Consider the following 22,772-nt stretch of genomic DNA (forward strand, 5'->3'; position numbering starts at 1 on the left):
GCAGTCGACTGTCTCTGAATGTACTCAGGCTCGGTCTCCTTAGAAGATGTAATCGGTGGTCAGGAAGCTCGAACTGCGTCCACTGATGATCTCGCTGATGAGTTCTTTGTTGGTTTCCTGGAACTTGGTCGCCACAAGCGTGCGAATCGAAAACACCCGCAACGCATCATGCACCGACAGTGTGCCTTCGGCGGAGTTCTTGCGGCCGTTGAACGGGAAGGTGTCCGGGCCGCGCTGGCACTGAGCGTTAAGGTTGATCCGTCCGACCTGGTTGGCGAAGGTGTCCACCAGCCGGCCGACCGCCACCGGGTTGGTGCCGAAGATACTCAACTGCTGGCCGAAGTCCGATTCCAGGACGTAATCAATCACCGTGTCCAGATGCCGGTAAGGCACGATCGGCACGACCGGGCCGAACTGTTCTTCCTGGTAGACGCGCATCTGCGGCGTCACCGGGTACAGCACGGCGGGGTAGAAGAACGAAGCGCGGGCTTCACCGCCGTTGGGGTTGACCACGGTGGCGCCTTTGCTCACGGCATCCGCCACCAGCGAGTGCAGGTAATCGACCTTGCTCGCTTCCGGCAACGGCGTCAGCGCCACGCCGCTGTCCCACGGCATGCCGGGTTTGAGGTTGGCGAGTTTGGCGTTGAATTTCTCGATGAAAGCCTCGACCACGTCTTCATGGACGAAGAGAATTTTCAACGCGGTGCAGCGCTGACCATTGAACGACAGCGAACCGGTGAGTGCTTCGCTGACCGCGTTATCCAGATCCACCTCGGGCAGCACGATGCCGGGGTTTTTCGCATCCAGACCTAACGCTGCGCGCAAGCGGTGTGGTTTTGGATGCAGTTTTTTCAGGTCGCTGGCGGCTTTGTTGGTGCCGATAAACGCGAAGATGTCGATCTTGCCGCTGGCCATCAGCGCGCTGACGGTCTCGCGACCGCTGCCGTAGATCACGTTGATCACCCCGGCGGGGAAGCTGTCGCGGAACGCTTCCAGCAACGGACGAATCAGCAGCACACCCAGCTTGGCCGGTTTGAACACCACGGTGTTGCCCATGATCAGCGCCGGGATCAGCGTGGTGAAGGTTTCGTTCAACGGGTAGTTGTAAGGTCCCATGCACAACGCCACACCCAGCGGTACGCGGCGGATCTGGCCGAGGGTGTCCTGTTCCAGTTCGAAGCGGCTGGAGCGGCGGTCGAGTTCCTTGAGCGCGTTGATGGTGTCGACGATGTAGTCGCAGGTGCGGTCGAACTCTTTCTCCGAGTCCTTGAGGTTCTTGCCGATTTCCCACATCAGCAACTTGACCACGGCTTCGCGCTGTTCACGCATGCGTCCGAGGAAGGCTTCGACGTGCTGGATTCGCTCGGCCACGCGCATTGTCGGCCACAGACCCTGGCCCCGGTCATAGGCACGGACGGCGGCGTCGAGGGCAGTCAATGCGGTGTCGGCATCGAGCAGAGGCGTGCTGCCAAGGATCACTTGTTCGTCGCCATTTTCACCCGTCAGGTACACCGGGCTGCGGACTTGGGCGAGGGGCCCGGACCAGGTTTTCAGCTCGCCGTCGACCAGGTATTCACGCTGCTCGGTCTGGCCGTCGAGGCGGTATTTTTCCGGGATGTCGGTGGCGTCGGGAAACAGGTTGCCAAGGATGTGTGCTGTGGTCATGTCGCTACCCCGTCTGGATTGGGTGATGCGGATAAGGTCTGTTATCGCTACGCACTGCTATCAGGTCAAGGCCTGATCACAACGCGGCTGTCGAAAGTGGTGGCGAGAGGCTGCCTGTTACAGGCAGCGCGCTCGATCAGCATAGCTGAATCGTTTTATCAGATGGCAACACGGCTTGTCATGACCTACAGCACACTGTCTGTCTTGATCGGTTAAACTTCGGGCTCTTTCTGAAGGAGTTCATATGAGTTACTACCAGCCGGGCATTCTCGCCACCCCAGTTCCGCCTCAAGCCCGTCATATGTTCTTCGCACTCGAATCCGCCGCTGCCTTGCCGGCTGCGCTGGAGAATCTGAAGGGGCTGATCGACGGTAAGTCGGCAGTGGTCGGTTTCGGTGAATCCCTGGTCAAGGCCCTCATGGGGCAAATCGAAGGCCTGCGCACCTTTCCAGCGTTGACCGGTGTCGGCGTTGACAACCCGTCGACCCAGCACGCTCTCTGGTGCTGGTTGCACGGCGTCGACCGCGGTGAATTGCTCAATCGCAGCAACGCCATCGAAGCCGCACTGGCCCCGGCCCTGCGTCTGGTGCAGATGAACGAAACTTTCCGCCACCTCACCGGCCACGACCTGACCGGATACGAAGACGGCACCGAAAACCCTCACGACGAAGCCGCCGTTGCCGCTGCGCTGGTGAGTGAAGGCGCTGACGGAATGGTCGGCGGCAGCTTCGCCGCGATCCAGCAGTGGCAGCATGACCTGAAGGGTTTCCACGGGATGCCGCCCCATGAGAAGGACAACATCATGGGTCGTCGTTTGAGCGACAACGAAGAGATCGACGACGCGCCGATCTCCGCTCACGTCAAACGCACCGCCCAGGAAAGCTTCGCCCCCGAGGCCTTCGTGGTGCGCCGTTCCATGCCCTGGATCGAAGGCGATCGCGCCGGCCTGATGTTCCTGGCCTTCGGTTTCTCCCTCGACGCCTTCGAAGCCCAACTGCGCCGCATGAGTGGTCTGGAAGACGGCATCACCGACGGTTTGTACCGCATCAGCCGGCCGATCACTGGCGGCTACTACTGGTGCCCGCCGCTCAAGGACGGTCATCTGGACCTGCGCGCTCTGCACATAGGCTAAACATCAGGGAGTGAGTATGAACGTGGTGCGCTGGGGCATGATCGGGTGTGGCAGCGTCGCTGAACGCAAGAGCGGGCCGGCCTTCTACAAGGCGCCCGGCTCGGCGCTGGTGGCGGTGATGGGCCGGCGTCTGGAAGCCGTGACGGATTACGCGGCGCGCCACGGCATCGCTCGGGTCTACACCGACGTCGAAGCATTGATCAATGATCCCGAGGTCGACGCGGTGTACATCGCCACGCCGCCTGACAGTCATCACGCTTACGCCTTGAGGGTGGCCGCCGCCGGCAAACATTGCTGCGTCGAAAAACCGATGTCGTTGAATGCCGGGCAAAGCCGTGAGATGCAAAAGGTCTTTGCCGAGGCCGGGCTGCACCTGTTTGTTTCCTACTACCGACGCTCATTACCGCGTTTCCAGCAAGTGCGGCAATGGCTGGAAGAGGGGCGAATCGGCGAGGTCCGGCACCTGACCTGGACCCTGACCAAAGCGCCATCGCCGACCGATCTTGGCGGTACAGATAACTGGCGCACCGACCCGGCCATTGCGGGCGGTGGGTATTTCGCCGACCTGGCCAGTCATGGCTTCGACCTGTTCCAGTACCTGCTTGGCGACATCGTCGAAGTCGCCGGGTTTACCGCGCACCAGGCCGGTTTGTATGCCGCCGAGGATGCCGTCAGCGCCAGTTGGCGGTTTGCGTCGGGCGCCCTGGGTATGGGCTGCTGGAATTTCGTCGCGGACCGCCGCGAAGATCGGGTCGAGCTGATCGGTAGCAAAGGCCGGATCAGCTTTTCCGTATTCGATGAGCATCCGGTTCAGCTTGAAGCCGATGAAACCCTCAGCCTGCACATCGACAATCACGAGCACATCCAGTGGCATCACGTACTGGGCATGAACGCGCACATTCGGGGAGAAGCGCAGCATCCGGCCGTGGCCGAGCAGGCATTCAAAACCGATTGGGTGATGGACCAGATCCTCAAGCGCTGATTCTAACCTTATGCTCAAACAGTATTTCTCAAGCCTGTCATTAGAACTTTAAGATCACGTCATAACTCGTTATGACAAGTGATCTTCCATGACCGATAACGTTCTCTCCCTCAGTAGCGTTCCGCTGCACACCCAACTGCGGGATGTGCTGCGCGCCCGCATCCTCGACGGCGAATACCCGCAAGACAGCCAGATGCCTTCCGAAAGTGAACTCGGTGCGCTGTTCAAAGTCAGCCGCATCACCGTGCGCCAAGCCCTGGGGGATCTGCAGAAAGAAGGGCTGATCTTCAAAATCCACGGCAAAGGCACCTTCGTCGCCAAGCCCAAAACCTTCCAGAACGTCAGCACCCTGCAAGGCCTCGCCGAGTCGATGACCGGGCGCGGCTATGAGGTGATCAACCGCCTGCGCAGCTTCAAATTCATTCCCGCTGACAAACTTGTTGCCGAGCGCTTGCACGTCGCCGAAGGCGAGACGGTGGCGCAGATCAAACGCGTGCGGCTGATCAACCGTGAGCCGATTTCCCTGGAGATCACTTACCTGCCCAAGGCCATCGGCGAGCGCCTGGAGAAGGCCGATCTGGTCACCCGCGACATTTTCCTGATCCTGGAAAACGACTGCGGCCTGGCCCTCGGTCACGCGGATCTGGCCATCGACGCGGTACTGGCCGACAGCGATTTGACCCAGGCGCTGAATGTCGAAGCCGGCTCGCCGATCATGCGCATCGAGCGTTTGACCCACGACGCCAGCGGCCAACCCGTGGACTTCGAACACCTTTACTACCGTGGCGATGCCTTCCAGTACCGCCTGCGGATCGACCGGCAAAAAGGGGCGCAGGCATGACTCACGGCTCAATGACTAGAAAAACGCTCGAACAGGAATACGACATTGTCGTGATCGGCGGCGGCACCGCTGGACCGATGGCGGCGATCAAGGCCAAGGAACGCAACCGCGATTTGCGCGTGCTGCTGATCGACAAGGCCAACGTCAAACGCAGCGGCGCAATCAGCATGGGCATGGACGGCCTGAACAACGCGATCATTCCCGGTCACTCGACGCCCGAGCAGTACACCAAGGAAATCACCATTGCTAACGACGGCATCGTCAATCAGGCGGCGGTGTATGCCTACGCGACCCACAGCTTCGAAACCATCGAGCAACTGGACCGCTGGGGCGTGAAGTTCGAGAAGGACGAGACCGGCGACTACGCGGTGAAAAAGGTCCACCACATGGGCGCCTACGTGCTGCCGATGCCGGAAGGGCATGACATCAAAAAAGTCCTGTATCGCCAGTTGAAACGGGCGCGGGTGAGCATCACCAATCGGCTGGTCTGCACGCGCTTGCTGACGGACGAAGAGGGCGCGGTCAACGGCGTGATGGGCTTCGATTGCCGCACCGCCGACTTCCACGTGATCAAGGCCAAAGCCGTGATCCTCTGCTGCGGCGCCGCCGGGCGCTTGGGTTTGCCGTCTTCGGGTTACCTGATGGGCACCTATGAAAACCCGACCAACGCCGGCGACGGTTACGCCATGGCCTATCACGCCGGGGCTGAACTGGCGAACCTCGAATGCTTCCAGATCAACCCGCTGATCAAGGATTACAACGGCCCGGCTTGCGCCTACGTCACCGGTCCGTTGGGCGGCTACACCGCGAACAACAAGGGCGAACGCTTCATCGAGTGCGATTACTGGAGCGGCCAGATGATGTGGGAGTTCCACCAGGAACTCGAAAGCGGCAACGGCCCGGTGTTCCTCAAGCTCGATCACCTGGCCGAGGAAACCATCCAGAACATCGAAGAGATCCTGCACAGCAACGAACGCCCGAGTCGCGGCCAGTTTCACGCCAATCGCGGCACCGACTACCGCACGCAAATGGTCGAGATGCACATCTCGGAGATCGGTTTTTGCAGTGGTCACTCGGCCTCAGGCGTGTGGGTCAACGAGAAGGCCGAGACCTCGGTCAAGGGTTTGTACTCGGCGGGCGACATGGCGGCAGTGCCGCACAACTACATGCTCGGCGCCTTCACCTACGGTTGGTTTGCCGGCAACAACGCGGCGGATTTTGTCGCCGGACGCGAGTTTTCGACGATCGATGCCCAGCAGATCGAAACAGAAAAAGCCCGGGTCTACGCACCGCTGGACCGCGAACACGGCCTGCCGTCGGCGCAGGTCGAGTACAAGCTGCGACGTTTTGTGAACGACTACCTGCAACCGCCGAAAGTAACCAAAAAAATGCAAATCGGCCTGCAACGCTTTAGCGATATCCAGCGCGATCTAGATCAGATCAAGGCCCACAACGCCCACGAACTGATGCGCGCCATGGAAGTCAGCATGATCCGCGACTGCGCCGAAATGGCCGCCCGCGCTTCGCTGTTCCGCGCCGAAAGTCGTTGGGGGCTTTACCACTATCGGGTCGACCACCCACAACGCAACGACAGCGACTGGTTCTGCCATTGCCACCTGAAAAAGGGCGACGACGGCCAGATGACCAGTTTCAAGAAAGCCGTCGAGCCTTACATCATCCCGCTGGACGCCGATGAAATGCAGGCCTACGACCGGCTGCGTGTCGGTGCCTTTGCTGCTTGAGCCTCACAAAAAGAGAGACCGCAAAATGGCCTATCAACCCCAGGAAATCTTCTTCCGCTCCAACGCGCCCGTCACGGTCGACGAGGACCTTTGCATTGCCCACAAAGGCTGCACCGTGTGCGTCGACGTGTGCCCGATGGACCTGCTGGCGATCAACCCGGCCACGCAAAAGGCCTACATGGCCTTCGACGAATGCTGGTACTGCATGCCATGCGAAAAGGACTGCCCGACGGGCGCAGTGAAAGTCGAAATACCATACTTGCTCCGTTGAAACGCAATCCAAATGTGGGAGTGAGCCTGCTCGCGAAGAGGCCAGTACAGCTTGCATCTCCATCGACTGACAGGACGCCATCGCGAGCAAGCTCGCTCCCACAGTGGATCGAAGCCAGCCGAAAGTCCTGAATACACCGATAAACCTGTGGGAGTGAGCCTGCTCGCGATGAGGCCAACCCTGACAACAAAAAAAGCTACCCGGCAACACCGGACGCCTGATTGAAACACCCCTCGTTTCCCACCGCGCCCTGATCGTGGCGGAGACGAATATCCTAAAAATGATTCGAGGGGATCTACCTATGTTATTGCGTGCAGCATTAGCCGGTCTGGTACTGGCCTCATTCACCCTGTCGGCGTCGGCCGAAACCATCCGCATTGCCATCGGCACCCAGGACACCACGATCAACTGCGCCGCCGGCGGTCTGTTGATTCGCGAACTGGGCCTGCTGGACAAATACCTGCCCCACGACGGCCCCTACAAAGACGCCAAGTACGAGGTGGAGTGGAAGAACTTCACCAGCGGCGCGCCCCTGACCAACGAGATGGTCGCCGGCAAACTCGACTTCGGCGCCATGGCCGACTTCCCCGGTTCGTTCAACGGTGTGGCGTTCGAAACTGCGGGCAAGCACAGCCTGTTCATCAGCGTGCTGTCAGGCAGCATCAAGGGCAGCGGCAACGGCATCGTGGTGCCGAGCGCATCGAGCGTGCAGTCGCTGGCCGAACTCAAGGGCAAAACCATTTCGGTGCCGTTTGCCTCGACGGCGCACGGCATGTTGCTGCGGGCGGTCGCGGCCCAGGGCTGGGATCCGCTGAAAGACGTGAACATCATCGCCCAGCCACCGGAAGTCGCCGGCTCGGCCTTGCAGGCCGGGAAGATCGATGCCCACGCCGACTTCGTGCCGTTCGCCGAACTGTTCCCCAGCCGTGGTTTCGCTCGCAAGATCTATGACGGTGCCCAGGCCAATGCGCCGACCTTCCACGGTGCGCTGGTAGATCAGGCCTACGCGAAGAAGTACCCGGAAATCGTCGTGGCTTACCTGCGGGCGAGCATCGAAGCCAACCAGTTGCTGGCGGCTGAGCCGGAGAAATACAGCGAGTTGATCGCCAAGGTCACTGGCGTCGATGCCGAGGTCAATTACCTGTTCCACGGTCCGCTGGGCGTGCAAACCCGCGACCTGAGCTGGAAGCCGGAATACCGTCAGGCCGTCGGCACTGCCATCGATACGCTCAAGCTGTTGAAGAAGGCTGATCGCGGTCTCGATCTGAATACCTTCATCGACGACCAATACATCCGCGCTGCGTTCAAGGCCTCGAACCTGGATTACACCGCGCAACTGGCCAACTACGGGCAGACGCCGCTCAAGGCGGTGGATGCGTCGAGCGGCAAAGCCATCACCGATTTCAGCCATGTGGCGGAGATCTGGGTGCGTGGCGAGCCGAAGGTTCGTCAGTACGCCTCGGCAGAGTCGGCGTTCACCGCGTTGGCCAGCCTGAAGCAGGAAGGCAAAAACATCCGCGCGGTGTATGCCCAGGCGAGTGACAGCGGGATCAAGTTGCTGGCGGATCAGGCGTGGTTTGCCAGTGATGCGAAGGGGCGCCTCAGCGCGTTTCTGCTCAAAGGCCAGGCCCAACAATTCGCCACGGCCCAGGGCGGAAAAGTCTTCGACTTCACCGACGCCACCACCCAGGCCGTCGCCGTTCGCTAACCGTCAAAGCACCGCAATTCCCTGTGGGAGCGAGCTTGCTCGCGATGGGGCCAGACCAGTCGGCATCAAAGTTGACTGACCCACCCCAATCGCGAGCAAGCTCGCTCCCACAGGGGGCAGGGTTGAGAGGTAGTATTGTGTCCCGATCATTTTCACGCTGGATCCCAAGAGCAGCCTCCTTACTGCTCTGCCTTGTATTCTGGCAACTCGCCGCCAGCCACCACTGGAACCTCGGCCTGGTCACCTTCGCCAACGTCCCGACGCCACTGGCGGTGATCGAAGCCGCCCTCGGCCTCAGTGACTCCGGCAAGCTCGCGCAACACCTCGGCAGCAGCCTCAGCCGAGTCTTCGCCGGTTACCTCGCAGCGCTGATCATCGGCATCGCGTTGGGCCTGGCCATCGGTCGCTCGAAATGGGCCGAAGACCTGCTGCTACCACCGCTGGAAGTCCTGCGTCCGATCCCCGCCGTCGCCTGGATTCCGCTGGCGATCCTGATGTTCCCATCCTCTGAACTGTCGATGGTTTTCATCACCTTTACCGGCGCGCTGTTCCCGATTCTGCTCAACACCGTGCATGGCGTCGAAGGCGTCGACCCACGGCTGATCGCCTCGGCCAAAAGCCTCGGGGCAGGGCGTCGGGCGATTCTGCTGGAGGTGATCCTGCCGGGTGCTGCGCCGAGCATCATCACTGGCCTTGCGATCGGCATGGGCACCTCATGGTTCTGCCTGGTGACCGCCGAAATGATCTCCGGCCAATACGGCATCGGCTATTACACCTGGGAGTCCTACACCATCCAGAACTACGCCGACATCGTGGTCGGCATGTTGCTGATCGGCGTACTGGGGATGGGCAGCAGCCTGCTGATCAAACGTCTGGGCGGGCTGTTCACGCCTTGGCACCGACCACGAGGAAAAGCCTGATGAGCGTGATGCAAACCCCTGAAGGACGGATCGACATCCGCCAACTGTCCATCGTCCTCGGCGAACACAAGCAAGCCTTCGAAGCCGTGCAAGGTCTGGATTGCCAGATCGAGCCGGGGCAATTCGTGTGCATTCTCGGGCCGTCCGGTTGCGGCAAATCGACTTTGCTCGGTGCGCTGGCCGGTCACTTGCAACCGCGAACCGGCACCCTGAAAGTCGACGGTGCGCCAGTCTCGGGCCCGTCGCCGCAGCGGGGCATGGTGTTCCAGCACCACACGCTGTTCCCTTGGCGCACCGTGCGCGACAACGTCGCTTTCGGTCTGAAAATGCGCGGCATCGGCAAAGTCGAGCGCCACAAAGCCGCCGACGAAATCCTTGCCCTGGTGGGCCTCGAAGGGTTTGCCGAGCGCTGGCCTGATCAACTCTCTGGTGGCATGCAGCAACGGGTAGAAATCGCCCGGGTGCTGATCAACCGCCCACGCCTGTTGCTGATGGACGAACCCTTCGGCGCCCTCGACGCGCTGACCCGGTTGAACATGCAGGAGCTGCTGCTGGACATCTGGACGCGAATTCGCACCACCGTGGTGTTCGTCACCCATGACATTGATGAAGCACTGTTCCTCGCCGATCGGCTGCTGGTCATGAGTTCGCGCCCGGGGCGGATCATCGAAGACCTGCGCCTCGATTTCCCACGGCCACGCACCACCGAACTGGTCACCAGCCACGAGTTTTCCCGCTTGAAGCGTCATTGCCTCGAGTTGCTGCGTCACGAAGACGGTCGGCAGTTACCGCGCCTGAACCCTCTCGGACTTCCCCTTGAAAACAAACTGCCGCGATTTGCCCTATGACCTCTCTATTCGATGTAACCGATAACGACGACATTCTCGCCCTGCAACCGCGCCTGACGGATGAAGATCCCGGCGTGCGCAGAATTGCCCTGATCGAATTGGCCGACCTTGAAGAACCGGACGGTTTGCTGTGGCTGGTCAATCGTCTTGCGCAAGACCCGACCGAAGAAGTCCGCGCCGAAGCTGCACGCTTGCTCGAAGCCTGGGAGGACGAACCGGTGGTCGAAGCGCTGTGTCAGGCACTGACCGATCCTTCCCTCGCTGTGCAAGCCGCCGCCGCGCAAAGCCTTAGCCTGCTCAAGACCGAGGCGGCGGGCCGGGTGATTCTGCCGTGGACCGGGCATGCCGACATCAACGTGCGCATCGCTGCTTTCAGAGCCTTGCGTGAGTTGCGCTTTCCCGATGCCGCCGCTGCCGCTTTAGGGGCCTTGACCGATGAAGACGCCAGCGTCCGCCGCGAAGCCGTTGGTGTACTCGGCTGGCTCAAGCAGCTCGATGCCTTGCCGGCGCTTGCTCGATTAGCCAGTGACGACCCGGACACCGAAGTCCGCCGCGCCGCCACCGGTGCCCTGGGCCTGGCCTCCAACGCCGACGTGCTGCCCGCGCTGCGCCACGCCCTGCAGGACGAGGCCTGGCAAGTCCGCGAAGAAGCCGCCACCACGCTGGGCAAGGTCGGTCACGTCGACGCCGGCCCGGCATTGGTTGAAGCCTTGAGCGATGCGTACTGGCAAGTCCGCCTGCGCGCCACCCGCAGCCTCGGCCGGTTGCGTTACGTCCCGGCCCTTGAAGCGCTGATCGAAACCCTCGGCCACCGCATCAGCAACCTGCGCAAAGAAGCCGCCCTGGCGCTCGGAGAGTTGAACGATCGAGGCGCCATCGCACCCTTGCAAGCCGCGCAGGACGACGGCGACCCGGAAGTGCGCAAAGCCGTGCGCATCGCCTTGAGTCAGCTGCAATGAACCCGGTGGCGATTGGCAATTCCCAAGGTAAACAGCAACTGCGGTTGAACTGGCCGGATGGTCGCGAGCAGTTGCTGGACCATGCTGAGTTGCGCCGCCAATGCCCGTGTTCGCAATGCCGGGTGTTTCGGTTGCAGGGGTTGAGGGTGAAAGTCGATGAGCGCATTCGAGTGACCGAACTCAATTCCCAGGGCTACGGCCTGCAACTGATATTCAGCGACGGCCATGAGCGCGGGATCTTTCCATGGCCCTACCTCTCAGGACTCACCTGAAACTGTAGGAGCTGACGAGTGAAACGAGGCTGCGATCTTTTGATGTTGTTTTTAAAGAGCAAGATCAAAAGATCGCAGCCTCGTTTCACTCGACAGCTCCTACAAGTTCTTGCCAGAAAAAAGCCAAAAGAGTACAAATGTACTCCATGACGACTTTAACTCCCCGCCGTACCGCCATCCTGACCTTTATCCGCGATCGAATTGCGGAACACGGTCAGTCCCCGAGCCTCGCTGAAATCAGCGAGGCGTTCGGTTTCGCCTCCCGTAGCGTGGCGCGCAAGCATGTGCTGGCGCTGACCGAGGCCGGTTTCATCGAGGTCAATGCGCATCAGGCCCGGGGCATTCGTTTGCTCGGGCAGCCGGCGCGGCCCGAATTGCTGGACATTCCGGTACTCGGCCGGGTGGCGGCGGGTGCGCCGATTGGTGCCGATGCGGAGGTTCACAGCCGCTTGCTGCTTGACCCGTTGATCTTTTCGCGTGTGCCGGATTACATGCTGCGGGTTCAGGGTGACTCGATGATCGAGGACGGTATTCTCGACGGCGACCTGGTGGGCGTGCACCGCAATCCCGAGGCGTTCAACGGCCAGATCGTCGTCGCGCGACTCGACGGCGAAGTCACCATCAAACGTTTCGAACGGGTCGGCGAGGTTGTCCGATTGCTGCCACGCAATCCGGCCTATAAGCCGATCATCGTCGAAGCCAGTCAGGACCTGGCCATCGAAGGGGTGTTCTGCGGTCTGGTGAGGCAAGGGTGATGGGCGCCGTCGTTGCGCTGGATACGCTGTTCAATGGCGGCCAGGTCTGGAAGGGCCGGCCTGCGCCACCGGCCGTCAGCCCGCAACCCACCGGGCATGCCGCGCTGGATGCGGCGTTGCCTACGGGTGGCTGGCCGGAAGCGGCGCTGACCGAAATCCTTTTGGCCGGGCAGGGTGTTGGCGAGTTGCAACTGGTGTGGCCGGCGCTGGCGCGGTTGTCCGCCGCGGGCGAGCGCATCGTGCTGGTGGCACCGCCTTACGTGCCCTATCCCCAGGCGTGGCAGAACGCCGGGGTCGATCTGCGTCAGTTGTCGATCATCCAGGCCAGCGAGCGCGATGCCTTGTGGGCTGCGGAACAATGCCTGCGTTCGGGCAGTTGCGGCGCAGTGCTGTGCTGGCCGCACAAGGCCGATGACCGGGCGTTGCGGCGCTTGCAGGTGGCGGCGGAAACCGGCTCGACCCTGGCGTTTGCCTACCGCTCGATCAATGAGGCGATCAACCCTTCGCCCGCCGCCCTGCGCATCGCCATCGATGCCAGGCCTGCGCAATTGCGCGTGCTCAAGTGCCGGGGTGGGTTGGCGCGTTCGGCGCCGATTGCCTTCCCTGTGGGACATTGAGGTTGCCATGCGCTGGGTCTGCATTCTCTTCCCGCAATTGGCGCTGGACGCGGTACTGCGTCAGCGCGCCGATCCCGATGAACCGCTGGCGCTGCTGACCGGCCCGGCCCAGCGACGGGTGTTGCAAGCGGTCAACGCTTCGGCGCGGGCGCTCGGCTTGCGTCCGGGCCAGTCGATGACCGCCGCCCAGGCCTTGAGCAAAGGGTTTGTCACGGCGGAATACGACGCTGCCGAGATCGAGCACTGGCAGCAGTTTCTGGCTGCCTGGGCTTATCGATTCAGTTCACAAGTCAGCGTGCATTACCCGCGTGCGGTGGTGTTTGAAATCGAGTCCAGCCTGGGATTGTTCGGCGCCTGGCCGCAATTCGAGGCGCGGTTGCGGGCCGAGCTCGGCGAGTTGGGGTTTCGTCATCGGATTGTTGCTGCCCCCAACCCGGTGGCAGCGCGGGTGCTGGCCAACGCTTATGACGGTCTGGTGGTGCCCGACGACCAAGCCTTGCAACATCATCTTGGGCAGTTGCCCATCGACCGGATCGGGTTGGAAACCAGCGTTGCCACCGCGTTGTCGCGCATGGGGTTGCGCACCTTGAGTCAGGTTCAGGCGTTGCCTCGCCATAGCCTGGCCCGGCGTTTCGAGGCCCAGGTGCTCAAGCATCTGGACGCCTTGCTCGGGTTACGGCGGCTGGCGCTGGCGTTCTACCTGCCGCCAGACCGCTTCGATGTGCGCATCGAGCTCAACTTCGACGTGCAGTCCCATCAGGCGCTGCTGTTTCCGTTACGCCGGCTGACCGGTGACCTGTCGGCGTTTCTGTGCGGTCGGGACAGCGGCGTGCAGCGTTTCGACCTGCACCTGGAACACGCCGGGTTGCCGGACACCGTCATCAAGGTCGGCCTGCTCAGCGCCGAACGTGATCCGGCGATGCTCTTCGAACTGGCCCGGGGCCGGTTGGAGCACGTCCAGGTCGAGGCCCCGGTGCGCGGTTTTCGCCTGCGCGCCGAAGACTTGCCGGCCTTCGTTCCCCAGCGCCAGGAACTGTTCGACGACCGCCCGCAGCAGTCCTTGCCCTGGGAGCAACTGCGCGAACGCTTGCGCGCGCGGCTGGGGGATGACGCGGTGCAGGGCTTGCGGTTCCAGGCCGATCACCGGCCGGAATGCGCGTGGCAGGCCAGTGTCGACAGTCAGCGCTGTGCAGGGCTGCCTGCGGTGCAACGTCCGGGCTGGCTGCTGACTGAACCGTTGGCGGTACACGAAGGTTCGACGCGCATCCTGATGGGGCCGGAACGCATCGAGTCCGGTTGGTGGGACGGCGCCGATGTGCGCCGCGATTACTTCCTGATCGAAACCCGTTCCGGCCAGCAGGGCTGGGCCTATCGTGCGGTCGGTGAGGACGGTCCGTTGTGGCTGCAAGGCTGGTTCGCATGAGCATCGACTATGCCGAGCTGCACTGCCTGTCGAACTTCAGTTTTCAGCGCGGTGCTTCCAGTGCCCTCGAACTCTTTCAGCGGGCGAAAAAGCAGGGCTATCAGGCCTTGGCGATCACCGATGAATGCACCCTGGCCGGTATCGTTCGCGCCTGGCAAGCGGCCAAATCCGTGGAGCTGCCACTGATCATCGGCAGCGAAGTGCGCATCGAGAACGGTCCGAAACTGGTGTTGCTGGTGGAAAACCTCGAGGGTTACCAGACCCTGTGCCGACTGATTACCCGAGCGCGGCGCCGCACCCAGAAAGGCCAGTATCAAGTGCTGCGGGAAGACTTCAGTGAACCCTTGCCGGGGTTGTTGGCGTTGTGGGTGCCGGACGCAGTCGATGACGTCGAACAGGGCCACTGGCTGAAACAGACCTTCGCCGAACGCCTGTGGCTGGCCGTCCAGCTGCACCGTGGCCAGGACGATACCCGGCGACTGGCTGCGCTGCTGACCCTGGCGGGCGAACTGCGAATCCCGGCGGTGGCCAGCGGCGATGTGCACATGCACGCTCGTGGGCGGCGCGCCTTGCAGGACACCATGACCGCGATCCGTCATCACCTGCCGGTGGCGGAGGCGGGGCTGCGTCTTCATCCCAATGGCGAGCGGCATGTACGCAGTATCGAGGCGTTGCAATCGGTCTACCCGCAAACACTGCTCGACGAAACGCTGAACATCGCCCGGCGCTGCACCTTCGACCTCGGTCAGTTGCGTTATCAATATCCCCGGGAGTTGGTCCCTGAAGGCCAGACAGCCACGTCCTGGCTGCGGCATCTGACCGAAGAGGGCATCGCGTGGCGCTGGCCAAAAGGTCCGCAGGCCCAGGTGCTGACGCAGATCGACAAGGAACTGGAGCTGATTGCCGAGCTGGGCTACGAAAGCTATTTCCTGACGGTTCACGACATTGTGCGATTCGCCCGTGAGCAAAAAATCCTGTGTCAGGGCCGTGGTTCGGCGGCCAACTCGGCGGTGTGCTTTGCCTTGGGCATCACGGAAATCGATCCGGATCGCACCACGCTGTTGTTCGAGCGCTTTCTCTCCAAGGAACGCAACGAACCGCCGGACATCGACGTCGATTTCGAACACGAACGCCGCGAAGAAGTCCTGCAGTACGTGTTCCAGCGTTATGGCCGGACCCGCGCGGCGTTGACGGCGGTGGTCAGCACGTATCACGCGGCCGGCGCGGTGCGTGATGTGGCCAAGGCCCTGGGTTTGCCGCCGGATCAAATCAACGCCCTGGCCGATTGCTGTGGCCACTGGAGTGATGAAACACCGCCCGTGGAACGGCTGCTTGAAGGCGGGTTCGATCCCGAGAGCCCGGTGCTGCGCCGGGTGCTCAGCCTGACGGGGCAGTTGATCGGTTTCCCCCGGCACCTGTCCCAGCACCCCGGCGGTTTCGTGATTTCCGAGCAGCCTCTGGACAGCCTGGTCCCGGTGGAAAACGCCGCCATGGCCGAGCGCACCATCATCCAGTGGGACAAGGACGACCTCGACGCGGTCGGGCTGCTCAAGGTGGATATTCTGGCGTTGGGCATGCTCAGTGCGATCCGCCGCTGTTTCGATCTGTTGCGCCGTCATCGCCATCGGGACCTGAGCCTGGCGACGATCCCGTCCGAAGACTCGCCCACCTACGACATGATCGGCCGTGCCGACACTATCGGCGTGTTTCAGATCGAGTCTCGGGCGCAGATGTCGATGCTGCCGAGACTCAAACCCCGGACCTTCTATGATCTGGTGATCGAGGTGGCCATCGTCCGTCCGGGGCCGATTCAGGGCGGGATGGTGCATCCGTACTTGCGACGCCGAAACAAGGAAGAACCAGAGATCTATCCGTCCCCGGCACTGGAAACCGTACTCAAGCGCACGTTGGGCGTGCCGCTGTTTCAGGAACAGGTGATGCAGATTGCGATTGTCGCCGCCGACTACAGCCCCGGCGAGGCCGATCAGTTGCGCCGCTCCATGGCTGCCTGGAAACGTCACGGCGGGCTGGAGCCGCACAAGGACCGCCTGGCCGCCGGGATGAAGAAAAACGGCTACACGGCCGAGTTTGCCGCGCAGATCTTCGAGCAGATCAAAGGCTTCGGCAGTTATGGTTTTCCCGAGTCCCACGCCGCCAGTTTCGCCTTGCTGACCTACGCCAGTTGCTGGTTGAAATGCCACGAGCCGGCGGCCTTCGCCTGTGCGCTGATCAACAGCTGGCCCATGGGTTTCTACAGCCCGGACCAGATTCTGCAGGATGCGCGCCGACATCATTTGCAGATTCGCCCGGTGGACGTGCGCGCCAGTGACTGGGATTGCAGCCTCGAGCCGATCACCGGAGCCCAGCCGGCAATTCGCATGGGGTTGCGGATGATCAAGGGCTTTCGCGAGGACGATGCCCGGCGCATAGAAACGGCGAGGTCGAAGGGGGCGTTTATCGACATTGCCGACCTCGGCGAACGGGCGCGGCTCGATGCCCGTGCCCAGGAGCAACTGGCCGATGCCGGTGCGCTGCGCGGCCTGGCAGGTGACCGTCATCGGGCGCGCTGGGAAGTGGCGGGTGTGCAGAAACAGCTCGGCTTGTTTGCCGGTCTGCCGAGTCAGGAGGAGGGCCCGGTGTCGTTGCCCGAACCCACCGTCGGCGAGGACCTGCTGGCCGATTACAACAGTGTCGGCACCACGCTCGGTCCGCATCCGCTGGCGTTGTTGCGGGGTGAATTGAAAGCCCGGCGCTGCCGCAGTTCGAAGGAACTGCTGGAGGTCGAGCATGGACGACCGGTCAGCGTCGCCGGGCTCGTGACCGGTCGACAACGCCCGGGCACCGCCAGTGGTGTGACCTTCGTCACCCTTGAAGATGAGTTCGGCAACGTCAACGTCATTGTCTGGCGCGACCTGGCCGACCGGCAGCGCCAGGTGTTGGTCGGCTCGCAATTGCTCAAGGTCGATGGGCGCTGGGAGAAGGAAGGCGAAGTGCGGCATTTGATTGCCGGACGGTTGAGCGATTTGAGTCCATTGCTCGACGGCATCAGCGTACGCAGCCGGGATTTCCGCTGAGCCCGACCTGATCGTTCCCACGCTCTGCGTGGGAATGCCGCCCGGGACGCTCCGCGTCCCTTCGCAAGCGTGACGCAGAGCGTCACAGGATGCATTCCCACGCGGAGCGTGGGAACGATCAAATCACTGGCGGCAATAAAAAATTAAACACTGTCTTCGATAGTGGCACTTTGGCATAATGCCGGCCGCCGACGTCCCGCACGTCGATTGTCGATTTGATTCCCCCTCGCTTTTTCGCCGCTGCAACCTGCAGTGGCTGGCTATTGCCATGCCGGGATAAACCGTTTTTCAAAAGGAATGCACAGTGAGAATGATCTCTCGGATGTTGGTATCGGCGGCAGCGGTTGCCGTCTTGGGCGCGATGGCTGGGTGTGCGACCGAAAGCTCGCGCGCCTTGCCGGTAGAAAAGGTCGAAAGCGCCAGCCTCGCTTATGCCGGCGTGCGCGTACCCATGGCGGTCGGCAAGTTCGACAACCGCTCGAGCTACATGCGCGGGATCTTCTCCGACGGAGTGGATCGCCTCGGCGGTCAGGCCAAGACCATCCTGATCACTCACTTGCAGCAAACCAATCGCTTCAGCGTGCTGGACCGCGACAACATGGGCGAGATCCAGCAGGAGGCCGCGATCAAGGGCCAGTCCCAGCGCCTAAAGGGTGCTGACTTCGTGGTCACCGGTGATGTCACCGAGTTCGGCCGCAAAGAGACTGGGGATCACCAGTTGTTCGGCATTCTCGGCCGCGCCAAGACCCAGGTGGCCTACGCCAAGGTCAACCTGAACATCGTCAACATCAGCACCTCGGAAGTCGTTTATTCGACTCAGGGCGCGGGCGAATACGCCTTGTCCAACCGTGAAATCATCGGCTTTGGCGGCACCGCTGCCTACGATTCGACCCTCAACGGCAAAGTGCTCGACCTGGCCATGCGCGAGGCGATCAATCGTCTGGTGGACGGCATGAATGCCGGTGCATGGAAACCGGGCAACTGATCAAGGTCGATGACAAGGAGCAGTACAAGCATGTTCAGGATTTATGCGAAATGGGCGCTGATGGCGTCGACCGTACTGGTCAGTGGCCTGTTGGCCGGCTGCAACAGCGGCCCGAAAACCCTTTACCAGTGGGAAAGCTACCAGCCGGAAGTCTACGAGTACTTCAAGGGTGAAGAACCCAAGGAAGCTCAGGCCGAAGCGCTGGAGCGCGACCTGCAGAAGATCAGGTCCACCGGCAAGACGCCGCCGCCTGGCTACCACGCTCATTTGGGGCTGTTGTACCTGAGCATGGGCAAGGACGATCAGATGGTGCAGCAATTCAGAACCGAGAAGACGTTGTTCCCCGAGTCGACGCCGTACATGGACTTTCTGCTTAAAAACGCCAAGACCGGAGACACCCAATGATCGCGCGCTCATTGAAACTGATGGCCGGGCTGCTGGCTCTGGCGGTACTCGGCGGTTGCGTCAGCCCCAAGACCGTGGACTATTCGGCGTACAAGCAAAGTCGTCCGAAAACCATTCTGGTGCTGCCGCCGCTGAACAACTCGCCGGACGTCAAGGCGTCCTACAGCCTGTTGTCGCAGGTCACGTACCCGTTGGCTGAAGCCGGTTACTACGTGCTGCCGATCGCCCTGGTCGATGAGACGTTCCGCCAGAATGGCTTGACCACACCGGCGGATATCCATCAGGCACCGGCCAACAAACTGCAAGAAATCTTCGGTGCCGATGCTGCGCTGTACATCACCGTGACAGACTACGGCACTCGCTACATGATCATCAGCAGTGAAACCGTGGTGACGGCCAGCGCGAAACTGGTGGACCTCAAGAGCGGCACCACCCTGTGGACCGGCTCGGCTCGGGCTTCGAGCGAGGAAGGCGGTAACAATGGTGGCGGTGGTTTGATTGGCATGCTGATTACGGCGGCGGTGAAGCAGATCATCAACAGTTCCACCGACGCCGGTCACCCGATTGCCGGTGTGACCAGCGCTCGGCTGCTGTCGGCAGGACAACCGGCGGGGTTGCTGTACGGGCCGCGCTCGCCGAAATACGGTACTGACTGATTTTGCAGGATCGTTCCCACGCTCTGCGTGGGAATGCCGCCCGGGACGCTCCGCGTCCCTTCGCAAGCGTGACGCAGAGCGTCACAGGATGCATTCCCACGCGGAGCGTGGGAACGATCATTTGGTGACAGGCCAAAACCGCTCCCCACCCCCCGGCGCATCCGTCCACGCCTGCAACGACCGTGTCGGCAAATCGAAATAATCCCGCGTACGCGCATACCCATGCCCACCCATCCGGCCAATCGCATCGAGCCCGAGCTGATCGATATACAAGGTTTTCGGGTCGATCAATTCATCCCGTACATGCGCCATCAACACTTCGCCAAAGATGATCTCCCGGGACTGCCCGATGGACAGCGCCATCATCCGCCGACATTCCAGCGCCACCGGGGCTTCGCCGATTCGTGGGCATTTGACCGTGGTGCCGGGAATGGCAGTGAGGCCGGCGGCCGTCAGCTCGTCGAAACCCGGGGCGAACGGCACGGCGCAGACGTTCATGGCTTCCACCAGGGCATCGCTGACGATGTTCACGGTGAATTCCTGGTTGAGCTGGATATTGCGCGTGGTGTCCTTGGGGCTTTGGTCGCCGTAGTTTTCCACGCCCAGCGCGAGGATCGGCGGGTCGGCCGAGAGGGCGTTGAAGAAGCTGAAGGGTGCGGCGTTGATCCGGCCTTCGCCGTCGATGGTGGTGACCAGGGCAATTGGCCGTGGCACCACGCTGCCGATCAGAATCTTGTATTTGTCTCGCGGGCTCAATTGGCTGAAGTCGAAGCTTTGCATGGGCAGGACTCTCTAAAGAAGGGGATCAATCGCGCTCAGCGGCGCGTGTGCGCTGTAGTCGTCAGCGAACGGGATGGCCGGTTTGAACAGGCCTTTCCAGTCCGGTTGGCCGAAGGCCCGGTCGCTGTGGCTGCGCATCAGTTTTTCGAATTGTTGTTGAGCCTGGCGTTGCAGGGCGAGGTAGTCGACGCCTTGAACCTGACCGTCCTGCATCACGCAGCGGCCGTTGATGTAGCTGGCGATGCAGTCGTCACCGCGCCCGGCCAATACCAGGTTTTTCAGTGGGTCGAACAGCGGCCCCAAATGCTGGCCGCGAAGGCTGAACACTATAATGTCGGCCTTGGCGCCCGGTGCCAAACGGCCCAGATCATCGCGGCCCAAGGCTTTGGCGCCGCCGAGGGTGGCGGCGTTGTACAAATCCAGGGTGCTGGTGAGCAAGTTCCCGCCCTCCATCAATCGCGCGATGTTCAGACCCTGGCGCATGTTTTCCAGCAAATCCGCCGGCCAGGTGTCAGTGCCCAAGGCGAAGTTGATGCCCTTGGCCCGATAGCGACCGAAGGAGTTCAACGCCTCGCCGTCACGGGCAAACACCACCGGGCAATGCACCAGACTCGCGCCGCCATCCACCACGCGTTGCAGATCGTCATCGCCGGAGGTGTAGATGCCGTGGGGCAGCAGGCTGCGCGGGGTCAGCAGGTCCAGTTGCTGCAACCAGGTCAGGGGTGACACGCCGCGCAGTTGCTCGACCATCGCCACCTCATCGAGCCCTTGGCAGCAATGCAACCGCATCGGCGCATTCAGTTCCAGGCTGAGCGCGGCAGTGCGTTGCAGCAGGGCCGGGGTGCAGGTCTGGATGCGGTCCGGCAGTAGCGCGCCGCGAATCAATCCCTCGTGCGCGCCGTCGAAATCATGGAAAAACCGCACCGCCGCATCGAGCCCGGCCAGGCCTCGCGCTTCATCCCAGTGATGCCCGAGGCTTCCATCGGCGCGCCAGTAACTCATGCCGCTCATGTAGCAGGGGCCGAGGTAAGTCCGCAGCCCCAACTCGGCCGCCACACCCGCCACCGCAGAAAACTCGTCGTAGGTTTCGGCCCACTCGCGGTAATACATCGAAGTGATCGGCATGGCGGTGGTGATGCCGTTGCGGATCAGCTGAGTGAAGGCGTAGCGGTATTTGAAGACTTCTTCATCCGGGCTGTAACTCTCCCGCGGACCGCTCGCCAGGTAATCCTCGGACCACATCCGGCCCATGTCGCGTTCATCGCCGTTGTCCAGCGTCAGCACTGTCGAATCAAGATCCCCGAGTGCATCCAGATCGATGAAGCCCGGACCGATCAACGCGTTGCCATAATCAATCCACTGATCCACCGGCCCCGGATAATCACGCCCGACAAACACGATGCGCGAACCTTCGAACACCACTTCGCCGTCGCGCCACAGCACATGCCGGGTGCCGTCGAAACCAACGACGCAGCTGCTCTTGAGGCCAATGCGCTTCACAAGCGACTGTCCAAGAGTTTGCCAGCTGCAGCGATCAACTCACCGCCGCGATAAACCTGCCGCACCGGCCGCGACACCACCGCCTCACCCAAGGTCTGCACCGGCATCAGCAAAAAGTCCGCTTGCGCACCGATCTCCACTCCATAACCTTCACAGCCCAACGCCCGTGCGCCATTCACCGTGGCGGCTTCGAACGCCGCCGTCAGTTCATCGTCCTTGTTCAAGTCGAAACGAAAGGCCAGCAGCATCGCCCGTTCCAGCATGTCGCCGTTGCCCATGGGCGACCAGGCATCACGAATGCCGTCCGAACCCAGGCAGACATTCACCCCGGCCTCGCGCAGGGCGAGGAACGGCGGCACCGCGCAATCGGCCGGTGCCGAACTCATCAGCGAAATGCCCAGCGCCGCCAGGCGTTCGGCCACCGGTTTGACCTGGCTCCAGGGCAACATACCCAAGCAGTAGGCGTGGCTGATCATCACCCGACCTTGGCGCCCGAAGCGTTCGGTATAGTCGGCGATCAGCGCGATCTGCCACAGGCCCAGTTCTCCTTTGTCGTGCAGGTGAATGTCGACGCCACGCTCGAATTCGCTGGCCAGCTTAAACACGAAGTCGAGCTGCGCGATGGGGTCGTTGTCGATGCCGCACGGGTCGAGGCCGCCGACGTTTTCCACGCCCAGGGCCATGGCTTCGCGCATCAGTTCGGCGGTGCCGGGGCGGCTGATCAGGCCGGTTTGCGGGAAGACCACCAGTTGCAGGTCGATCAGGTCGCGGTAGCCTTCGCGCAGCTGTTGCATGGCCTCGACATGGCCCAGGCCGAATTCCGGGTCGATGTCGACGTGACAACGCATCGTCAGCGAGCCACGGGCGATGCAGTTTTCCAGCAGGGCGCCAGCGCGCTGGGCAATCGGTGCCTGGACTTCACGCAGCACGCGGCGCTCGTTGGCGATGTAGTCCTTGAGCGTCGGGCCGGCGCTGTTCGGGCGCCAGGGTTGGCCCCAGAGGGTTTTGTCGAGGTGAACGTGGCTTTCAACCAGGGCCGGGGTGAGGAGCTGGTTTTGGCCGTCGATGTCGGTGGTGGTCAGGGCGGCGGTCGATGCCGGGCGGCGTTGCTTGAACAGGCCGTTTTCGATCAGCAGGTCTTCGGCGGTTGAGCCATAGGGGCGCACGTTGCGTAGCCAGCGGGGTTGGGTCATTGCAAACCTCATTGATTTCTATGGTGTCTGGCCGGGCCTCTTCG

21 protein-coding genes are annotated in these 22,772 nt (G+C 62.0%); 17 read left to right on the top strand and 4 right to left on the bottom strand.

Features of this window, described 5'->3' with window-relative positions:
• Nucleotides 1-39 precede the first annotated feature (39 nt).
• The gene (locus ACMXYJ_RS14355) at nucleotides 40-1,665 is read right to left on the bottom strand and encodes an NADP-dependent glyceraldehyde-3-phosphate dehydrogenase (protein ID WP_056740696.1); all 1,626 of its coding nucleotides are present in this window, start codon (nucleotides 1,663-1,665) and stop codon (nucleotides 40-42) included.
• A gap of 244 nt (nucleotides 1,666-1,909) precedes the next feature.
• Here ACMXYJ_RS14355 and ACMXYJ_RS14360 point away from each other — a divergent pair, with 244 nt between their 5' ends.
• From ACMXYJ_RS14360 to ACMXYJ_RS14440, 17 genes are all read left to right on the top strand, one after another.
• Nucleotides 1,910-2,797: a Dyp-type peroxidase gene (locus ACMXYJ_RS14360; RefSeq protein ID WP_415760350.1), complete on the top strand. Its 888-nt coding sequence runs from the start codon at nucleotides 1,910-1,912 to the stop codon at nucleotides 2,795-2,797.
• Nucleotides 2,798-2,813: 16 nt separating this feature from the next.
• The gene (locus tag ACMXYJ_RS14365) at nucleotides 2,814-3,779 is read left to right on the top strand and encodes a Gfo/Idh/MocA family protein (RefSeq protein WP_415760351.1); all 966 of its coding nucleotides are present in this window, start codon (nucleotides 2,814-2,816) and stop codon (nucleotides 3,777-3,779) included.
• Nucleotides 3,780-3,867: 88 nt separating this feature from the next.
• Nucleotides 3,868-4,620, top strand: a complete 753-nt coding sequence (locus tag ACMXYJ_RS14370) for a GntR family transcriptional regulator (protein ID WP_415760352.1) — start codon at nucleotides 3,868-3,870, stop codon at nucleotides 4,618-4,620.
• Between the two features lie 11 nt (nucleotides 4,621-4,631).
• Complete coding sequence (locus ACMXYJ_RS14375; protein WP_415760353.1) at nucleotides 4,632-6,362, top strand: fumarate reductase/succinate dehydrogenase flavoprotein subunit; 1,731 nt, start codon at nucleotides 4,632-4,634, stop codon at nucleotides 6,360-6,362.
• Between the two features lie 25 nt (nucleotides 6,363-6,387).
• Nucleotides 6,388-6,633, top strand: coding sequence for a 4Fe-4S dicluster domain-containing protein (locus ACMXYJ_RS14380; protein WP_007946457.1), 246 nt, complete (start codon nucleotides 6,388-6,390; stop codon nucleotides 6,631-6,633).
• Between the two features lie 301 nt (nucleotides 6,634-6,934).
• Complete coding sequence (locus ACMXYJ_RS14385) at nucleotides 6,935-8,341, top strand: ABC transporter substrate-binding protein (RefSeq protein ID WP_415760355.1); 1,407 nt, start codon at nucleotides 6,935-6,937, stop codon at nucleotides 8,339-8,341.
• 137 nt (nucleotides 8,342-8,478) lie between these two features.
• Entirely contained in the window at nucleotides 8,479-9,261 is a 783-nt protein-coding gene (locus tag ACMXYJ_RS14390) for an ABC transporter permease (RefSeq protein ID WP_415760356.1), read from the top strand.
• On the top strand, nucleotides 9,261-10,109 hold the full coding sequence (locus tag ACMXYJ_RS14395) for an ABC transporter ATP-binding protein (RefSeq protein WP_415760357.1): 849 nt from the start codon (nucleotides 9,261-9,263) through the stop codon (nucleotides 10,107-10,109). The genes ACMXYJ_RS14390 and ACMXYJ_RS14395 overlap by 1 nt, the downstream gene beginning before the upstream one ends.
• Nucleotides 10,106-11,068, top strand: a complete 963-nt coding sequence (locus ACMXYJ_RS14400; protein ID WP_415760358.1) for a HEAT repeat domain-containing protein — start codon at nucleotides 10,106-10,108, stop codon at nucleotides 11,066-11,068. Before ACMXYJ_RS14395 ends, ACMXYJ_RS14400 begins: the two co-directional genes overlap by 4 nt.
• On the top strand, nucleotides 11,065-11,340 hold the full coding sequence (locus ACMXYJ_RS14405) for a DUF971 domain-containing protein (protein ID WP_415760359.1): 276 nt from the start codon (nucleotides 11,065-11,067) through the stop codon (nucleotides 11,338-11,340). Before ACMXYJ_RS14400 ends, ACMXYJ_RS14405 begins: the two co-directional genes overlap by 4 nt.
• A gap of 137 nt (nucleotides 11,341-11,477) precedes the next feature.
• Nucleotides 11,478-12,095 (top strand): transcriptional repressor LexA, encoded by a 618-nt coding sequence (gene lexA, locus ACMXYJ_RS14410; protein ID WP_415760360.1) that lies wholly within the window; start codon nucleotides 11,478-11,480, stop codon nucleotides 12,093-12,095.
• Nucleotides 12,095-12,712, top strand: a complete 618-nt coding sequence (imuA, locus tag ACMXYJ_RS14415; protein ID WP_033061610.1) for a translesion DNA synthesis-associated protein ImuA — start codon at nucleotides 12,095-12,097, stop codon at nucleotides 12,710-12,712. Before lexA ends, imuA begins: the two co-directional genes overlap by 1 nt.
• Nucleotides 12,713-12,719: 7 nt before the next feature.
• Nucleotides 12,720-14,135, top strand: coding sequence for a Y-family DNA polymerase (locus ACMXYJ_RS14420; protein WP_415760361.1), 1,416 nt, complete (start codon nucleotides 12,720-12,722; stop codon nucleotides 14,133-14,135).
• Nucleotides 14,111-17,209 carry an error-prone DNA polymerase gene (locus ACMXYJ_RS14425; protein WP_415760362.1) on the top strand — a complete coding sequence of 1,033 codons (3,099 nt, stop codon included), beginning with the start codon at nucleotides 14,111-14,113 and terminating at the stop codon, nucleotides 17,207-17,209. Before ACMXYJ_RS14420 ends, ACMXYJ_RS14425 begins: the two co-directional genes overlap by 25 nt.
• Before the next feature lie 310 nt (nucleotides 17,210-17,519).
• A complete protein-coding gene (locus ACMXYJ_RS14430; protein ID WP_415760724.1) occupies nucleotides 17,520-18,194 on the top strand; it encodes a CsgG/HfaB family protein in 675 nt (224 codons plus the stop codon).
• A gap of 60 nt (nucleotides 18,195-18,254) precedes the next feature.
• On the top strand, nucleotides 18,255-18,599 hold the full coding sequence (locus ACMXYJ_RS14435; protein WP_371925536.1) for a DUF4810 domain-containing protein: 345 nt from the start codon (nucleotides 18,255-18,257) through the stop codon (nucleotides 18,597-18,599).
• The gene (locus ACMXYJ_RS14440) at nucleotides 18,596-19,255 is read left to right on the top strand and encodes a DUF799 domain-containing protein (RefSeq protein WP_347806245.1); all 660 of its coding nucleotides are present in this window, start codon (nucleotides 18,596-18,598) and stop codon (nucleotides 19,253-19,255) included. The genes ACMXYJ_RS14435 and ACMXYJ_RS14440 overlap by 4 nt, the downstream gene beginning before the upstream one ends.
• A gap of 117 nt (nucleotides 19,256-19,372) precedes the next feature.
• Here the strand turns inward: ACMXYJ_RS14440 and ACMXYJ_RS14445 are convergent, their stop codons facing one another.
• Genes ACMXYJ_RS14445 through ACMXYJ_RS14455 form a run of 3 tightly spaced genes read right to left on the bottom strand, consistent with a single transcriptional unit; the run spans nucleotide 19,373 to nucleotide 22,728 of the window.
• On the bottom strand, nucleotides 19,373-20,035 hold the full coding sequence (locus ACMXYJ_RS14445; RefSeq protein WP_008155003.1) for a flavin reductase family protein: 663 nt from the start codon (nucleotides 20,033-20,035) through the stop codon (nucleotides 19,373-19,375).
• A 12-nt stretch (nucleotides 20,036-20,047) separates the two neighbouring features.
• Nucleotides 20,048-21,535, bottom strand: coding sequence for an amidohydrolase family protein (locus ACMXYJ_RS14450; protein WP_415760363.1), 1,488 nt, complete (start codon nucleotides 21,533-21,535; stop codon nucleotides 20,048-20,050).
• Complete coding sequence (locus tag ACMXYJ_RS14455) at nucleotides 21,532-22,728, bottom strand: amidohydrolase family protein (protein ID WP_415760364.1); 1,197 nt, start codon at nucleotides 22,726-22,728, stop codon at nucleotides 21,532-21,534. The genes ACMXYJ_RS14450 and ACMXYJ_RS14455 overlap by 4 nt, the downstream gene beginning before the upstream one ends.
• Nucleotides 22,729-22,772 lie beyond the last annotated feature (44 nt).

This window comes from Pseudomonas arabinosi (genome assembly GCF_047758675.1).
Taxonomy (GTDB): domain Bacteria; phylum Pseudomonadota; class Gammaproteobacteria; order Pseudomonadales; family Pseudomonadaceae; genus Aquipseudomonas; species Aquipseudomonas arabinosi.

What these genes read in the sequence shown, in the direction of transcription:
- ACMXYJ_RS14355 (WP_056740696.1), bottom strand. Translation starts at nt 1,665, where the DNA reads ATGACCACAGCACACATCCTTGGCAACCTGTTTCCCGACGCCACCGAC.
- ACMXYJ_RS14360 (WP_415760350.1), top strand. Translation starts at nt 1,910, where the DNA reads ATGAGTTACTACCAGCCGGGCATTCTCGCCACCCCAGTTCCGCCTCAA.
- ACMXYJ_RS14365 (WP_415760351.1), top strand. Translation starts at nt 2,814, where the DNA reads ATGAACGTGGTGCGCTGGGGCATGATCGGGTGTGGCAGCGTCGCTGAA.
- ACMXYJ_RS14370 (WP_415760352.1), top strand. Translation starts at nt 3,868, where the DNA reads ATGACCGATAACGTTCTCTCCCTCAGTAGCGTTCCGCTGCACACCCAA.
- ACMXYJ_RS14375 (WP_415760353.1), top strand. Translation starts at nt 4,632, where the DNA reads ATGACTAGAAAAACGCTCGAACAGGAATACGACATTGTCGTGATCGGC.
- ACMXYJ_RS14380 (WP_007946457.1), top strand. Translation starts at nt 6,388, where the DNA reads ATGGCCTATCAACCCCAGGAAATCTTCTTCCGCTCCAACGCGCCCGTC.
- ACMXYJ_RS14385 (WP_415760355.1), top strand. Translation starts at nt 6,935, where the DNA reads ATGTTATTGCGTGCAGCATTAGCCGGTCTGGTACTGGCCTCATTCACC.
- ACMXYJ_RS14395 (WP_415760357.1), top strand. Translation starts at nt 9,261, where the DNA reads ATGAGCGTGATGCAAACCCCTGAAGGACGGATCGACATCCGCCAACTG.
- ACMXYJ_RS14400 (WP_415760358.1), top strand. Translation starts at nt 10,106, where the DNA reads ATGACCTCTCTATTCGATGTAACCGATAACGACGACATTCTCGCCCTG.
- ACMXYJ_RS14405 (WP_415760359.1), top strand. Translation starts at nt 11,065, where the DNA reads ATGAACCCGGTGGCGATTGGCAATTCCCAAGGTAAACAGCAACTGCGG.
- lexA (WP_415760360.1), top strand. Translation starts at nt 11,478, where the DNA reads ATGTACTCCATGACGACTTTAACTCCCCGCCGTACCGCCATCCTGACC.
- imuA (WP_033061610.1), top strand. Translation starts at nt 12,095, where the DNA reads ATGGGCGCCGTCGTTGCGCTGGATACGCTGTTCAATGGCGGCCAGGTC.
- ACMXYJ_RS14420 (WP_415760361.1), top strand. Translation starts at nt 12,720, where the DNA reads ATGCGCTGGGTCTGCATTCTCTTCCCGCAATTGGCGCTGGACGCGGTA.
- ACMXYJ_RS14430 (WP_415760724.1), top strand. Translation starts at nt 17,520, where the DNA reads ATGATCTCTCGGATGTTGGTATCGGCGGCAGCGGTTGCCGTCTTGGGC.
- ACMXYJ_RS14435 (WP_371925536.1), top strand. Translation starts at nt 18,255, where the DNA reads ATGGCGTCGACCGTACTGGTCAGTGGCCTGTTGGCCGGCTGCAACAGC.
- ACMXYJ_RS14440 (WP_347806245.1), top strand. Translation starts at nt 18,596, where the DNA reads ATGATCGCGCGCTCATTGAAACTGATGGCCGGGCTGCTGGCTCTGGCG.
- ACMXYJ_RS14445 (WP_008155003.1), bottom strand. Translation starts at nt 20,035, where the DNA reads ATGCAAAGCTTCGACTTCAGCCAATTGAGCCCGCGAGACAAATACAAG.
- ACMXYJ_RS14455 (WP_415760364.1), bottom strand. Translation starts at nt 22,728, where the DNA reads ATGACCCAACCCCGCTGGCTACGCAACGTGCGCCCCTATGGCTCAACC.